Annotated in this window: 13 protein-coding genes; 5 read left to right on the forward strand and 8 right to left on the reverse strand. The window is 38.6% G+C overall.

From position 1 onward, the window contains the following. The first annotated feature begins 40 nt into the window (after positions 1-40). Complete coding sequence (locus AS4_RS05855; RefSeq protein ID WP_096733510.1) at positions 41-1,606, forward strand: CoA-acylating methylmalonate-semialdehyde dehydrogenase; 1,566 nt, start codon at positions 41-43, stop codon at positions 1,604-1,606. Between the two features lie 100 nt (positions 1,607-1,706). Continuing rightward, on the forward strand, positions 1,707-3,098 hold the full coding sequence (locus tag AS4_RS05860) for an amino acid permease (protein WP_096733511.1): 1,392 nt from the start codon (positions 1,707-1,709) through the stop codon (positions 3,096-3,098). 165 nt (positions 3,099-3,263) lie between these two features. Here the strand turns inward: AS4_RS05860 and AS4_RS05865 are convergent, their stop codons facing one another. From AS4_RS05865 to AS4_RS05900, 8 genes are all read right to left on the reverse strand, one after another. Next, the gene (locus tag AS4_RS05865) at positions 3,264-4,331 is read right to left on the reverse strand and encodes a helix-turn-helix domain-containing protein (protein WP_096733512.1); all 1,068 of its coding nucleotides are present in this window, start codon (positions 4,329-4,331) and stop codon (positions 3,264-3,266) included. Positions 4,332-4,582: 251 nt separating this feature from the next. Continuing rightward, entirely contained in the window at positions 4,583-5,131 is a 549-nt protein-coding gene (locus tag AS4_RS05870; RefSeq protein WP_096733513.1) for a fimbrial protein, read from the reverse strand. 9 nt (positions 5,132-5,140) lie between these two features. After that, on the reverse strand, positions 5,141-6,151 hold the full coding sequence (locus AS4_RS05875) for a fimbrial protein (RefSeq protein ID WP_096733514.1): 1,011 nt from the start codon (positions 6,149-6,151) through the stop codon (positions 5,141-5,143). 11 nt (positions 6,152-6,162) lie between these two features. Next, positions 6,163-8,781, reverse strand: coding sequence for an outer membrane usher protein FimD (gene fimD / locus AS4_RS05880; protein ID WP_096733515.1), 2,619 nt, complete (start codon positions 8,779-8,781; stop codon positions 6,163-6,165). A 5-nt stretch (positions 8,782-8,786) separates the two neighbouring features. Continuing rightward, positions 8,787-9,488, reverse strand: coding sequence for a fimbria/pilus periplasmic chaperone (locus tag AS4_RS05885; protein WP_096733516.1), 702 nt, complete (start codon positions 9,486-9,488; stop codon positions 8,787-8,789). Positions 9,489-9,507: 19 nt separating this feature from the next. Then, positions 9,508-9,993, reverse strand: coding sequence for a hypothetical protein (locus AS4_RS05890; protein WP_096733517.1), 486 nt, complete (start codon positions 9,991-9,993; stop codon positions 9,508-9,510). A 52-nt stretch (positions 9,994-10,045) separates the two neighbouring features. Continuing rightward, on the reverse strand, positions 10,046-10,597 hold the full coding sequence (fimA, locus tag AS4_RS05895) for a type 1 fimbrial major subunit FimA (RefSeq protein ID WP_016539504.1): 552 nt from the start codon (positions 10,595-10,597) through the stop codon (positions 10,046-10,048). Between the two features lie 694 nt (positions 10,598-11,291). After that, on the reverse strand, positions 11,292-11,753 hold the full coding sequence (locus tag AS4_RS05900) for a hypothetical protein (protein ID WP_096733518.1): 462 nt from the start codon (positions 11,751-11,753) through the stop codon (positions 11,292-11,294). A 478-nt stretch (positions 11,754-12,231) separates the two neighbouring features. Between AS4_RS05900 and AS4_RS05905 the strand changes: the two genes are divergently transcribed. The 3 genes from AS4_RS05905 to AS4_RS05915 all read left to right on the forward strand — a co-directional run bounded on the left by AS4_RS05905 (position 12,232) and on the right by AS4_RS05915 (position 13,987). Continuing rightward, a complete protein-coding gene (locus AS4_RS05905; RefSeq protein WP_096733519.1) occupies positions 12,232-12,828 on the forward strand; it encodes a DUF4189 domain-containing protein in 597 nt (198 codons plus the stop codon). Positions 12,829-12,940: 112 nt separating this feature from the next. After that, a complete protein-coding gene (locus AS4_RS05910) occupies positions 12,941-13,393 on the forward strand; it encodes a hypothetical protein (RefSeq protein WP_227548134.1) in 453 nt (150 codons plus the stop codon). Positions 13,394-13,453: 60 nt separating this feature from the next. Next, positions 13,454-13,987: a hypothetical protein gene (locus AS4_RS05915; protein WP_096733521.1), complete on the forward strand. Its 534-nt coding sequence runs from the start codon at positions 13,454-13,456 to the stop codon at positions 13,985-13,987. The last annotated feature ends 89 nt before the right edge of the window (positions 13,988-14,076 follow it).

Raw genomic sequence — 14,076 nt, forward strand, 5'->3', positions numbered from 1 at the left:
AAGCTACACGGAACAGATAGACCATAGACAAGGAAAAGTAATGAACAATTTAGAAAATTTTAGTGATGGCGAGCCGTCTAATACCGAAACAGTTGAAGCAGTGCAACCGATCACACTGGTTGGGCATTTTATTCAAGGGGGACTTGTAAGCAAGACCTCAAGAACACAAGCTGTATACCACCCAGCCACTGGTGCGATCAGCAAAGAAGTTGCGCTTGCAGATAGCGACTTAGTCAATCACGTGGTTCACATTGCACAACAGGCTTTTCCAGCATGGCGTGATACCCCTGTGATTAAACGTGCACGAGTGATGTTTAAGTTTAAACAACTGCTAGAAGACAATGCTGAAAAACTCTGTGAGTTGATTGGACAGGAACATGGAAAAATTTGCCATGATGCGCAAGGTGAGTTACAACGCGGAATTGAAAATGTTGAATATGCATGTGGTGCACCTGAGTTTTTAAAAGGTGAATACTCAAAAAATGTTGGCCCAGATATTGATTCATGGAGTGAATTTCAACCTTTAGGCGTGGTTGCTGGGATTACACCATTTAATTTTCCAGCAATGGTGCCATTGTGGATGTTCCCAATGGCGATTGTTTGCGGAAACTGCTTTATTTTAAAACCTTCTGAAAAAACCCCATCCGCAGCATTATATTTGGCGGAATTACTTAAACAGGCAGGTTTACCCGATGGTGTGTTTAACGTCATCAATGGTGATAAACAAGCAGTGGATGCCTTATTACATCATCCAAATATTCAAGCGATCAGCTTTGTTGGTTCAACCCCGATTGCTGAATATATTTATCGTACAGCAACTTCAGCAGGCAAACGCTGTCAGGCACTAGGTGGGGCAAAAAATCACGCGATTATCATGCCCGATGCGGATATTGATAATGTGGTGAACTCATTATTAGGTGCAGCTTTTGGCTCCTCAGGTGAACGCTGTATGGCTTTATCTGTTGCCGTGGCAATTGGCGATGAAATTGCGGATCTGGTGATTGAAAAACTGACTCACGAAATGCAACAACTCAAGTTTGGTCATTATACAGATCAACAAAATGACTTTGGACCGCTCATTTCTCAAGCACATAAAGATAAAGTTCAAGCTTTTATCCAAAGTGCTGAACGCCAAGGTGCTAAAATCGTTGTCGATGGTCGTGACGCCAAACCTGTCGGTTATGAAACAGGTTTTTTTGTTGGCCCAACGCTGATTGATCAGGTTTCATCAGACATGACCAGTTATCAGCAAGAAATTTTTGGCCCTGTTTTACAAGTGATTCGTGTAGAAACCATGCATGAAGCAATGCAACTGATTAATGACCATGAGTATGGAAATGGTACCTGTATTTATACCCGTGATGGGGAGGCTGCGCGCTATTTTAGTCACCACATTCAAGTGGGAATGGTCGGTATAAATGTGCCATTGCCTGTACCTGTTGCATATCATAGTTTTGGTGGCTGGAAACGTTCGTTATTTGGTGACCTCTATGCCTATGGGCCAGATGGAGTGCGTTTCTATACACGTCGTAAAACCATTACCCAACGTTGGCCATCTACACAGATTCGTGAAGCCAAACAATTTTCGATGCCGACTTTAAATTAATTTTTGCTGTCATAGAGGGGAAGTCATTGATTTTCTCTCTTTTTAATAAGGATTTAACAATGTAAATCATGATTTTAAAAGTATTTTTAAGGAATAAAATATGAATGATGCTAAAACAACAAAATTAGGTGAAGGACTTTCCAACCGACATATCACGATGATTAGTATCGGTGGCGTTATTGGTGCTGGTTTATTTGTCGGCTCTTCAGCTGCCATTGCCAAAGCAGGTCCTGCTGCTGTACTGGCTTATATTATTACCAGTATTATCGTTTTTCTGGTGATGCGTATGCTTGGTGAAATGGCCGTTGCACAACCAGATACAGGTTCATTTTCTACCTATGCGCGTAAAGCAATTGGTCCTTGGGCAGGCTTTACCGTGGGTTGGTTGTATTGGTGGTTTTGGGTTTTGGTGATCCCCATCGAAGCAATTGCCGGTGCTGAAATTTTACATGCATGGTTTCCTCAAGTTTCCAGTGCTATTTATGCCTTTGCTTTTATTATTTTACTCAGTTTAGCCAATTTCTTTAGTACCAAAAGTTTTGGTGAGTTTGAGTTTTGGTTCGCTTTAATTAAAGTGATTGCGATAGTGCTGTTTATTATTATTGGTGCATCGGCTGTATTCGGTCTTTGGCCTTTGGCTCGTGATGTCAGTGGTGTGGGGCATTTATTTTCCAATGGCGGGTTTATGCCACATGGAATGGGTGGTGTTCTTTCGGCGATTTTAATTTCGGCATTTTCATTTTTTGGGATTGAAATTCTGTCGATTGCTGCGGCAGAGTCTAAAAATCCACAAGAGAAAATTAAACGTGCCACCAATTTGGTGCTATATCGCATCATTTTATTCTTTGTCGTTTCAATTTTTTTAGCAGTAGCTTTAGTCGATTGGCGTTCACCCGATTTACAAAAATTAGGGACCTTTCAATATGTCTTGGTCAGCCTCAATGTGCCGCAAACCAAATTGATTATGGACATGGTGGTGTTTATTGCGGTGGCAAGTTGTATGAATGCGGCTGTATATACTTCTTCACGGATGCTGTTTGCATTGGGCGCGCGTCAAGAAGCCCCGAAAGTTGTGACTAAAATTAATGATACAGGTGTACCAACAATCGCAGTGTTTGCTTCAACCTTGGTTGGACTGATTTGTTGCGCCGTGAATTATATGTTCCCAGGACAAGTTTTTGGATTTTTACTTTCAACAACCGGTTCAATTGCTTTGGTGGTTTATTTAGTCATTGCTGTGTCTCAACTACGTTCAAGAGCTAAACTGGAAAAAATAGGCGCTCAAGTGACCTTTAAAATGTGGTTATTTCCTTGGCTGACATGGTTTGTCATTGTGGTGATTATGAGTGTATTGGGCTATATGTTTTTATCGCCTCAATATAGCTATGAAACGACTTTGTCCTTAGGGGTAACCTCCATCGTGGTGATTTGTGGTCTTATGGTGACACGCAAGAAGAAAACCGCGAAGCGTATGGCAGTCCATTTGGATTAAATCATCATTCAACAGCACAGGAAAACACGCAAACTTTGTCGGTTAAGGGTAAAACCAGCAGTACAAAGTTTGCTTGTTATAATTTCATTTATTAAAAGTAAAAAATCAATAACTTAAGCTATGTCATCTACGTTACTTTATCGTGAGTTAAGCGATTTTAGCCAGTTAGGCATCAAACCTATCGAGTTCCGTGTCAAACTTTTCATTTATATCGCGTTTATTATTGATGTTTTGTTTTCTCCACATGGAAGGTGAGACGCCATTCCAGTCTTTAAAAGCACGATTAAACGAGGTTTGATCTTTATAGGCGAGTAAAAAAGCAATTTCTGTAATGGAGATTGTAGGATTTTGAAGATGTTTTTTGGCTAAATTTTGACGAATATTACTGAGGATGTCTTTAAATGATAGCCCTTTGCTTTTTAAATTTTTTTGCAACATGCGGGCAGAGGTATTTAATGATTTTGCGATAGATTGAATTTGCACATCATTGCGTTCAAGTGCTTGTATCGTCCTTAGTGTGATCAGCTCTAAAAAAGAATCTTCTTGTGGCATTTTACTGAGCATTATATCGGCATGATTCAATAATATGTCTAAAAGAATAGGGTCATAATATTTTAATTGGACATCCAATAATGAGTTGGGTAAAACAATCTGGGTTTTTTTCGCATTAAATCTAATGGGGCATTTAAACAGTTGTTGGTATTTTTTTATATCATTGGGCCTAGGTATCGCAAGCTCTAAACGATGAAAAATATTTTCATCTGAATCAATGAGTTGTTGGAAATGGTGATAGAGCGTAGATACCTGTATTTCTTCAACGATGGTGGTTTCTTCAATATATAAACCCACTTGCAAATAGGCGGGTTTGTCCCACGAGATTGAAAAGTAGTGTTCGTCAAGCTGGACTTTTTTGGGGATGTAGTTAAACCAAAGTTTTTCGTATTGAGACAGTATTTCAATATAGTCAAATAAAGTGTCACTTGATTGTGCCATATAAGCCACAATGCCGATATGTTTTGGCTGAGCTAAAGCACCAATGTCTAATCCAACACCAATTTGGGGAAATTGTTTATTGATTTGTTTTATTCTCTTAAGCCATTCTCCAAATGGAATGTGATCATTGAGTGAATATTCAGCATCGCTTGAAACATCTAAGCCTTTTTTTTTACAGAAATCGTCTAATAAAAGTGCCATTCCTTTATTCACACTTTTTATTTTAAAAAAAGTTTTCATGAATTCTCCCAATACTCATTCGATGTTTCTGTGTATTTATTTTTTATTTAAAGTAATCAAAGATTTGTCTTTGTATTCGCGCTATTCATTTTTCTTTAAAGCGGTGCGGAGATTTGAATGATGAAAATAGATAAAAGTTGTCAGCTATTTTCTATGTTGTTCAAATAAGAATGATGAATTCTTAATGCTTCGCCTTAAAGAGTTTGAATATTCAATCGTGTTAACCGTCAATCATGAATCGCGTTATGCGTTTAATCATATTGAATAGAAAATTGAGCATTTGCATTTGCAATGCCTGCAAGGGCTTGCGCTTTGGTCACAATATAATTTGCATAAAAGAGTGCTGAAACATTGCCATTGATATCTGTACTAAAGGCTTCGCTTTTCTTACCTAAAGGCAGTCTTTTTTTATCTTGATCTCGGATTTCTATGGCAATATTTTCAGCTTTATTGGTTAAGGCATCGAGCGCTAAAAGTTCAGCATTTTCGTTATTTCGAGGCCCTTCAAAAGTGATGGTCACAGATCCATTCGGTGGGCAGTTACTCATCTCAAAATGGATTGGTGTAGGCTTCGATTGGCTGCCTACACTGGGTAAGTCTTTGCTGGCAACAGTGCCAAGCTGTATATATTTATCTTGTTCAGAACTTAACACGCCACATGTTGCTGTCGTCACGATCCCTGAAAGCTCAATATTCACTCGACCCAGCTCTACATTGCTATTTTGAGCATGAGAGAGTTGATGAATATTTAAACAACATATCGTTGTGGCAACTGCCATATATCTTGCTCTGTTTTTCATGGTGGTCTCCTAATCAAAATCCACTCTGAGATATCCTCTAGACTTAAACGGACCAATTACTGGTTTATTTCCAGTGATACTGACGGGCCAAGCTTTGATGGTCACGTTGGCTGGTTGTTGATTGAGATTAAACGGAATCACACTATTGATATTATTGGGCAATAACACATTGTCGTTTTGATCTGACATCTTAAAGCCAATATCTGGATTATCTGAGATCATCATATCTCCAGTGGCTTTTTCAGCCTCAAGCCGAAGTGTCAGCATTGCTTGGGCATCAATATTGGTACATTGAATTGCTAAGGTATGACTCTGTTTATTGACATTGTTGGGTTTATTGCCTGGACCTGCCTGACTAAAGGCATAGGCTGGAATTTCCCCAAACTTAATTTCTAAAAAGTCACCTGTGCCAATTTTGCAACTTTGTGGAACCGTAATAGAACCGCTGTAACTGATCTTATAAACAGGGATACTTAAAGGATCTGCTGAACCTGTTGTGACATACACAGTAAACATGGTTTTTTTCGGAATAGGCACAAAGTCAATAAAAGGTTTAATCACTTTGAGGCGGAAGGTAAAGTTTGAATCCCAAATACCAAAGGGTTGACCTCTACTTACATTGGGGTCTGTACCCATCTGTACATAGTTTGCAGGCGGATAAAAGTCTCCTGCGAAGCTATCGGTAATTTTCATGGCACCGACCAAATAATCGTTGATCGGCAAGTATTTATATCGATCAATGGTTTCTACCACAGAGTGGTCAGAAACATAACTACGCATGGTTCTATTTCGACTAATACTGGAGTTATGAACTGGGCAGGTTCCATAGACCTGTGAACTAAAGTTTCTTTTAAGCTCTACAATTTTACCTACAGCATTATTGGAGCTGTTGAAACTATTGGATAGATCATAAAAAACTTCATCCACCACACCGTTCCCTTTACTGTTCCAACAGACAACTGCAAAAGATGGGGCAGAAGTAAGCAACAACATACTGGAAATTAAAAGCTTAAATTTCATATGATCTCTCCTTATTGACATTCAAGATCAAATTGAATAACGGGTTTGCTGAGATCCATGTCTGAAATATCGTAGTTTGCCAAACATTTTCCTTCAGCAGATTCACCCCAATTCACTTGCAGTGTGCCTTTGAGCGGAAGTCCTGTTAAATAAACTCGTCCATCATCTGCAACGATACTGGTGGCTGAACTTTCCTTTTCGATTACACTGCTTGCATACGGTATAAACTTGCCGTTATGCGATAAGGTGATAAGTGCTCTAACACCTAAACTGGTATTAAACGTCGCTCTGGCAATCGCCCCTTTGATTGGAACGACATTTTCAACGTTATTGCTGATTTCGAGATTATTACTGAAAGTATTTGAATTGAGTGCAACACGATTGGCACGATACTCAGTGGCATAAGGAACGATGGCATATCCACGCCAATCGGTTTTAACGCCGGTATAGTTTTCGATATTTACACCTTTTGCACCGGGTGCTTTGACCAAAATTGAGGTGCTACCTAACGGTTGACCAAAGGTAATCCCATCACGGTGCGCTAAAATACCGCCAGATGCGTTATAGGTAAATTGATTTGAGTTCTTTTCGTAGCTATAACCTGCACCTACAGTACCGTAACTGCCATTGTAATTTAGGCTGACTGAACCAATATCGCCTTGCTTACTGACTTGTCCCTGATTGATGCTATAACTTAAATTACGATCTTTCAGTAAGGTGCCACTTAAACCTGCCATATAGGACTCATTCCCATTTGAATTTTGTGTGGTCGAAAAAGTGCTATATGCATTTTGGATTGGATGATTGCGGAAATTCGCTTTCGGCCATAGCTTGTCCAATGGGAAGGAGATATTCATGGCATACATGGTGTCACTTTGATTAATCTCAGAATATTTGTTACGGCTGACTGAGAATGAATAATTCAGTGCTTTCCATGAGTTTGCATAACCCGCTTGAACCCATTCATTTTTTTTGTTGGTGTCCCAATAGGTTTGCTGATTTCCGGAGACAAATAAAGAACCATAGTTGCCAAGTGAATGCGAGATATTGACTTCAAAGCGACCTTTTTTAGAATTATATAAATTGTAGTAATCCGTAATGATCGGGGTATTGGCTTGATTTCCGTCTTGAGTTTCGGAAACGTGATAGCCACTCATACGATTATAAGCAACATCATTTAAGGTATAGAAACCTTTGGTGGAATAACGATAGCCCAATAACTGGAAGGTGGTTCCAGAGCTTAATAATGATTTTGAATATAAAAAGCGCAGAGACTGCCCACTGCTCGTGGATCGATCCGCCAACTCGCTGTCCGCATGAGTAAGGTCAAAAGACAGAGCACCATAATCGCCGAGGTTAGCACCTAGACCCACCAATGCACTCTTATATTTTTCTGATAATTGTGTCCCCGCATAAACGGATATACCATTTTTTAAACCGTGAATTGCTGTTGCCTGTAGCAATGACGGATTATCTTGAGAATCCAATCCGCTACGGTACTCACCAATCACCAGACTGTATTTTGTACGTCCTTCACGTTGTAGCACTGGAAGGCTTGAATAGGGCACTTGAAAGCTTTGAATCGAACCGTCATTTTCTTCAATCGTAACCAAAAGGTCACCACTGATTGAGGTTGGATTTAAATCTTGGATAAGAAATGGACCAGGTGCGACATTAACCTGATGGATCACAAAACCATTTTGTTTAATCACCACTTTTGCATTGGTTTTTGCAACCCCACGAACAGTCGGTGCATAACCTTGCTGACTGTCTGGATACATTGCTTCAGAGGTTGACAAGTGTGCGCCACGAAAACCAAAGCTATCAAAGATTTCGCTACTGGTTGAACCATCACCAATCACCAGCTGGCTTTTTAAAGGAATAATGGTTTTTTGTACATAGGTGTTTAAATTATTCCATTGATTTGTGGTTTTACCATTGTGCGAATTAGCGTTAAAACTTCCTGAATGTCGGAACTGCCATGAGCCAATATTCAGTCCATTATCCAGACGTAAAAATAAACTGTTGGTATCTGTTTTAGAGTTGTCATAACCCGAAATATTATAGTTAGTATAAAAGCCGTTAATCCCTTCATCCCATTGATCGGGTGGAATATAGCCGCGAATTTGGTTGCGTAAAGATGCTTGAGGCAAGCTGATTAATAATTTTTGTTTATCAAATTGAAAGTGGCTGTTTGCACCGTCAATGATTGAAATAAAATCTACACATTGTGGGTTTGAGCTGGACAATTGCTCGTATTGGGCAATATTGACTCCAAACCCTTGCAATGTTTTGCTGTCTAAACACGGAAATAAACCCGTAGTGTCCTGAATGGCTGATTTTTCAATAAAATTGATGTCGCGAGTAAACGCATATTGATCGTTGACATACACATCAACTCGGTACACGCCCGGCAATTGATGGGTCGATTTCTCAAATCTGCTTAAATCAGAAATTTGTGAATTGGATAAATTATCTGTTAAAAATGCAGGGTTAAACACCTGTTCTGCATGACTGATTCTTGGGACTACGATTGAAATCAGCATAGTCACTGCGATACCCACTGGATATCGCTTGATATTTCTCCTTACGCATACAACATTGTATGGCATTGAAAATAGACTATTCATAATTATTACTTCAGTTCTAAATCAACTTTAGCCGTTAAACCACCGTAATCATTGACCGTTTGATAACTCAGTTTATTGCCTGAAGTCGCTGAAATTTTTGTTTGGGCAAAAGGACTCGCCATCACATTTGGCACTTTTTGGTTATCAACAAAAACGTTCACAAAAGAAACATGATATGGAGATGGATTATTCACCATGATTCCTTCTGCTGATTTTGAAAAATTAAGTTTTTCTAATGCGGCTTCAGGTTTAGTTTTTAGATTTATTGGTCGAACAAACAGTTTGATTCGAGATAAAACAGCAAGTTGTAAAATATTCTTGTCAGTCAAAGTCGATTTATCGATCGAAGGAATTGCCTTGACATTGACCCAAAAAACCGACTCTCTATCTTGTGCTAAGTTGGTGGCAACATTGACGATTCTTAATGTATTTTCGCTATTTGCTTCTGCGACAAATAAGGGCGGAGTGATCAGAAAATCTTTTGATTTTTCATCTAAATTATTTTCAATCCATGAGTTAATTAAAAAGCGTTCTTTATTGTTGCTGTTGACAATAGCCAATGAAACTTGCTTGGCATCGGTTGGGTAAATAACACGAGTTGCCCCAAGTGAAATACCGCCAATAATGTTGTTATTGGCCAAGCTGGTAGATGCTAAGCAGGCTAAGGTTATACTAAGAACACCATTTTTAAATACGTTCAGTTTCATATAAGTCCTTAGAATTCATTTATGGATAAAAAACAGAAATTAAAATATTTGATGCTTGAGCGGATGACTTCTCAGGAGTTTGGTTGAGAAGAATACCAATCCTATTTTTAGCGAAACTGTCATAACGTTCAGGTCGATCAATTTGTCGAATAAATTTCTGATTCAGACGGGTCTGTTCAAGACCTTGAATGTTTAATTCTTGATGAATATCAAAATCATTTCTTGCTTTTGGATCTGTATAAAACATCTCATGGGTTGGCTTGTTTTGTTGAGATAAACCAATGGCAAGATTGTCGTAGATGCTCACAGGGCATAATGAAAAATTGATTTGTATTGGAGAATTGGGAGTTTTAATAGATACAGCAGCATTATTCTCAATCAAGATTGAGCAGCTTTGATTTATCAAAACTCCCTGAAAATGAGCTCTTCCACCAAATACATAACTTTCTGCGTAAATAGGAGTACTTACTAATATTCCAACAATCAGGGTTATATACTTTTTCATGGTAAATAAGCTCATGTAATCAAATAGTTAATAATTATCTTAGGCAGATAAATTATTCATATTTCACTACAAAAGTTGCATCAGCATTTGCTTGACCAGGTGTAGATGCACCAGTAGCGACATAACGAGCGCTGAATTGAAGTGTGTTGTCACCAGTGATCAATGTTTTAGGAGTAGAGAAACTAGCACCAGTAACACCTAAGATTTTTGAAGTGTCATCAGCAATCTCAATCCCTACATTTGTTGCAGCAGTAGAGTTTGTACCACCAGCAGCAACTGAAAGTAAGTTTGCATTAGACGTTACAGACTGACCATAAAATGCAACAGCAGCAGTTGCTTGAACTGTTGGATCACAGTCAACAAGTTTGATTTGGAACGGTACTGGAGTTGTTTTATCGCCAGCAACAGCTAAACGTGCAGTACGGTATTGGCCTAAATCAACAGTTTGATTTGAAGATTCTGTACTTACAGCACATGCTGCATTTACGATTTCACCAGTAAAATGTACTGTACCGCCGTTAACTGTTACAGGATCAGCAGCAAAAGCTGAAACAGAAAGCGTTAACGCAGATAAAGTTGCAGTACTTAATAGAGCTAATTTCATAGTAAAACCCATTCATTTTTGAAGGTTGATTTTTAATATTTATTTAAAATCATTTTTTATGATTTCAATAAATTACATTTAGTCGCACTGTTTAATAAAATAGTAATGTACTTAAATAAATGCAGGGTTATAGTGACGTACATCACAATAGATAACTTTGTATTTTGTGCCTGATTATTTTGTATTTGACGACCTTATCTTTTTTTATGAAAAGTATATGAATTAATATGATTAGTCGAAGGGCTTCTTTTTAGATGTGTTGTGTAGAGCGTTGTTAACTGATATTGATATGAGTTGGTACGGTTTTTTGATCAAAAATACTGATTGCATTTATAGATCTAAGCTGAGTTCGATATAAAATTCTTGATGAAATAGGATATTTGGAGTTGGGCGAGGGTACGTCCTGTACCTCCGCATTCCCACACACAAGGGCGCGACATCCATGTCGCCACACGTTAGGATCATCATCTAGGATTCAAAAGTACAAAAAATGAATTGATAACCAACTGTTTATAAAAGTTCATTCAAAACATAAGTTTCATTTATGCTTGATGACTTGATGCAAATCACTTGTATGAATAATTAGGTGCTTTGACTATAGCTCGGAAGACAGACTTAACCCATAAGCGTCAGCTGTATCACAACAGCACTCAAAACTAGACGATTTATACATCGGTTTATTGTGTATAACGCTTTATTTTTTTATCTGAGATGGCATTCCAATTTGTGCAGCCAAAGGCGAAAAAATCACTTTAATTGGAGAATTAGCTTGGCTTTGCTGTACATCAGGCCCTATATAATTCTTTCCTTGAGATGTTGCAAAACTACGATGCCATACACTAAGTTCAGTGTCTGACAGCCACTCCATGTGTAAAGCATTATCTTTGGCGCCAAAGTCGATGGTTCTTACATCGAATTGCGCCAATGCATGAATAAATGATCGACATTTTTCAGTTTCGCCTTTCTTTAGAACGGAAACCTGAACTTGGGTTGCATCACCAAACATTGCATCATTGGCTCGACACTGAAGAACTTCCACATGAAAGCGTCCATCTGGGGAAGGCAGATCTCTTGTCAGCTTATTTACAGTACTGGATTGGCATGCGGTTAATACCATGGGCAATATCAGTAAAGTGCTTATCCTAGTCAGTTTCATTTCATTCCTTGCTATGTAAATACATGACGATTTTTGTTTTATCGCTTTATTCAAATCGGTCAGTCTGCTTTTAGACAATCCGATGAGTGATCAAATTGCACTATTTTTCACAATTCAGGCTGGTCATTATATGTGTTGCATGTTTACTGGCGATTTAATAAAGGATTGCGTATTTAAGTTTATCTGTATTTTTGTTGTTTTAAAAATATGTTTTTGTATTGATTTTTCACATGATTTAAATATTTATGCTGGATAAATTCACTTTTAATCTTGTTCGTAATGCTTAGAAAAAATTTGATGAATAAAAAAGGGCTTGCAGAAAAAAGTTGTAGAAGTTTTAATCTAAGTTTGAACGTTAGATAAAATTTTAACATTTCATCAATCAGAATGATGATAGAAAATTGATCATATATTGTTTATTTTTTTAGGTAAAAATCATTCAATTTATTGATGGTTATTGGCCATGAGGGCTTTTATTATGTTTAAAACATTCACGATCGCAGAGCAACACTATTTTAAACAATTCATGGGGATTGCAAACACGCTTGTGTTGGCGTTTGTTGTTTTGATGTGGTCAGGCCATGTGGCTGCAGAGGGCAATTGTCCTCCTGGTTATTATCCAATTGGTGGGCAAGGCCTGCAAGGGTGTGCACCGATTCCAAGTGGCGGAAGTAATGGCGGTGGCGGTGGTGGCACATATAAATGGGAACCCTCACTTTGGGAAAAACGTTGGGGCGCGATTGCTGAAGATAAGGCAGCACCTTCTCGACCTACAGGTTATGCCCAAGCGACACGAACCGAACGTGGGGCAAAAAAAGTAGCCTTGGAAAATTGCCAAAAAAAGGGAGGTAAAAATTGTGAAGTCATCTTTACCTATAACAATAAATGTGTTGCCTTGGCTGATCCGACTCAAGGTGGTCAAGAGTCTGTGATTAGAATTGATCGTACGCCCGCAGGCGCCAAAGCATTAGCTGCTTATGAATGTCAAAGTAAAAACAAGCAAGAGTGTAAAGTGGTTTACTCAGCATGTAGTACTTATTACGAGCCGGGCGCCAGTATATTTTATTGGTGGTAATACATAGCGGTTCTGCTTTAAGTAACATAGCCTATTGTGATAAACCCGAGATAAGTATTTGAAGTAAAATATATTTAAATAAAAGATCGGATCTTTTTAAAGGATAAAAATGATGAAAGCGGTTAATTTTTTACTGGGCAGTATTTTAGCTTTGCCCTTGTTTGCACATGCAGATGCCTTGAAACTGCAAAAAAGCACACAGGAATTTGATCAATATCGTGGTCAAATTACAGTAAATGGAGAATATTCATATTATTTTGATGATGAAGTGGCAGGTGATGTTATCTGTTTTCATCCGAGTGCACCTTCAGATCAGTTGATACCGCGTAAGCCGGATGATCGCCGTTCACGCTGGTTTTGTTTCAGTGACACTCAACAGGCAGCTCAGGCATTGAAACTCAACAAAAGACCTAAGGAAGGCTATATTGGCTATACAGGACATGCAACTGTAACGGTTGGAGAATATGCGGTTTATAAGGGCGAAAGTGATGGTACTGATCTGGCAAAATTGGTATCAGTTCAAAAAGCCGATACCCCTAAACTGGTTAAAAGCTCAGGTTATTAAAGCGCATTGTTATCGCGATGTTAAATTAAATACATATTTAAAGTTTAAAGGAAATAAATCATGAAAATTGTTAGTTTTTTACTGGCGGGCATGCTGATTACGCCAATTGTTGCACAGGCAAAAACACCACAACAATGGGCTGACTGTGCCGATAAGGTTGGGCGTACTATCGATGTACAAGAAGTTGGTAATATCGGCTATGAGTCAGAAATCAAAAGCAAGTGCGGTACACGTCCTGTTTCAACAACGGGTATGGCGAAACCAGATGGTAAACACCCGCATGACGTTATACAGGCAGCACCTTGGAAAGCTCGTTTTCAGCAATTAGTTGGTAAATCATATGCAAATATCACTTCAGCTTTAGTGGTATCCAGTGCAATGCAGCGTCAAGGTGATTGGCTGGTAGGCAGTGGTTATGATCCACGTGGGGCGGGTGCAAGTAAGGCTGTCATTGCGATCAATACCAAAACAGGTAAAGTCATGGCAGCTTATTCAGATACTGAAGATGGTGTTAAGTTCTTTGGCTTTGATGAAAATACCAAAGGTGTTCCAAGTAAATTTTCACAATGGGTTGCGGAAAGTGCAGCAGGCTGATTTGTTCGATGTATGTTTGGCTGATTATGAAGTACAGCAATTAATAAATAAGTGAATGCTGAATAATGGTGCAGTTAGCTCGACACTGC

Source organism: Acinetobacter guillouiae, assembly GCF_002370525.2.
Lineage (GTDB): Bacteria > Pseudomonadota > Gammaproteobacteria > Pseudomonadales > Moraxellaceae > Acinetobacter > Acinetobacter guillouiae.

Excerpts from the sequence above, each read along its gene's own strand:
- fimD (WP_096733515.1), bottom strand. The coding sequence starts at position 8,781 with ATGAATAGTCTATTTTCAATGCCATACAATGTTGTATGCGTAAGGAGA.
- AS4_RS05890 (WP_096733517.1), bottom strand. The coding sequence starts at position 9,993 with ATGAAAAAGTATATAACCCTGATTGTTGGAATATTAGTAAGTACTCCT.
- AS4_RS05900 (WP_096733518.1), bottom strand. The coding sequence starts at position 11,753 with ATGAAACTGACTAGGATAAGCACTTTACTGATATTGCCCATGGTATTA.
- AS4_RS05905 (WP_096733519.1), top strand. The coding sequence starts at position 12,232 with ATGTTTAAAACATTCACGATCGCAGAGCAACACTATTTTAAACAATTC.
- AS4_RS05885 (WP_096733516.1), bottom strand. The coding sequence starts at position 9,488 with ATGAAACTGAACGTATTTAAAAATGGTGTTCTTAGTATAACCTTAGCC.
- AS4_RS05865 (WP_096733512.1), bottom strand. The coding sequence starts at position 4,331 with ATGAAAACTTTTTTTAAAATAAAAAGTGTGAATAAAGGAATGGCACTT.
- AS4_RS05860 (WP_096733511.1), top strand. The coding sequence starts at position 1,707 with ATGAATGATGCTAAAACAACAAAATTAGGTGAAGGACTTTCCAACCGA.
- AS4_RS05855 (WP_096733510.1), top strand. The coding sequence starts at position 41 with ATGAACAATTTAGAAAATTTTAGTGATGGCGAGCCGTCTAATACCGAA.
- AS4_RS05915 (WP_096733521.1), top strand. The coding sequence starts at position 13,454 with ATGAAAATTGTTAGTTTTTTACTGGCGGGCATGCTGATTACGCCAATT.
- AS4_RS05910 (WP_227548134.1), top strand. The coding sequence starts at position 12,941 with ATGAAAGCGGTTAATTTTTTACTGGGCAGTATTTTAGCTTTGCCCTTG.
- AS4_RS05870 (WP_096733513.1), bottom strand. The coding sequence starts at position 5,131 with ATGAAAAACAGAGCAAGATATATGGCAGTTGCCACAACGATATGTTGT.
- AS4_RS05875 (WP_096733514.1), bottom strand. The coding sequence starts at position 6,151 with ATGAAATTTAAGCTTTTAATTTCCAGTATGTTGTTGCTTACTTCTGCC.
- fimA (WP_016539504.1), bottom strand. The coding sequence starts at position 10,597 with ATGAAATTAGCTCTATTAAGTACTGCAACTTTATCTGCGTTAACGCTT.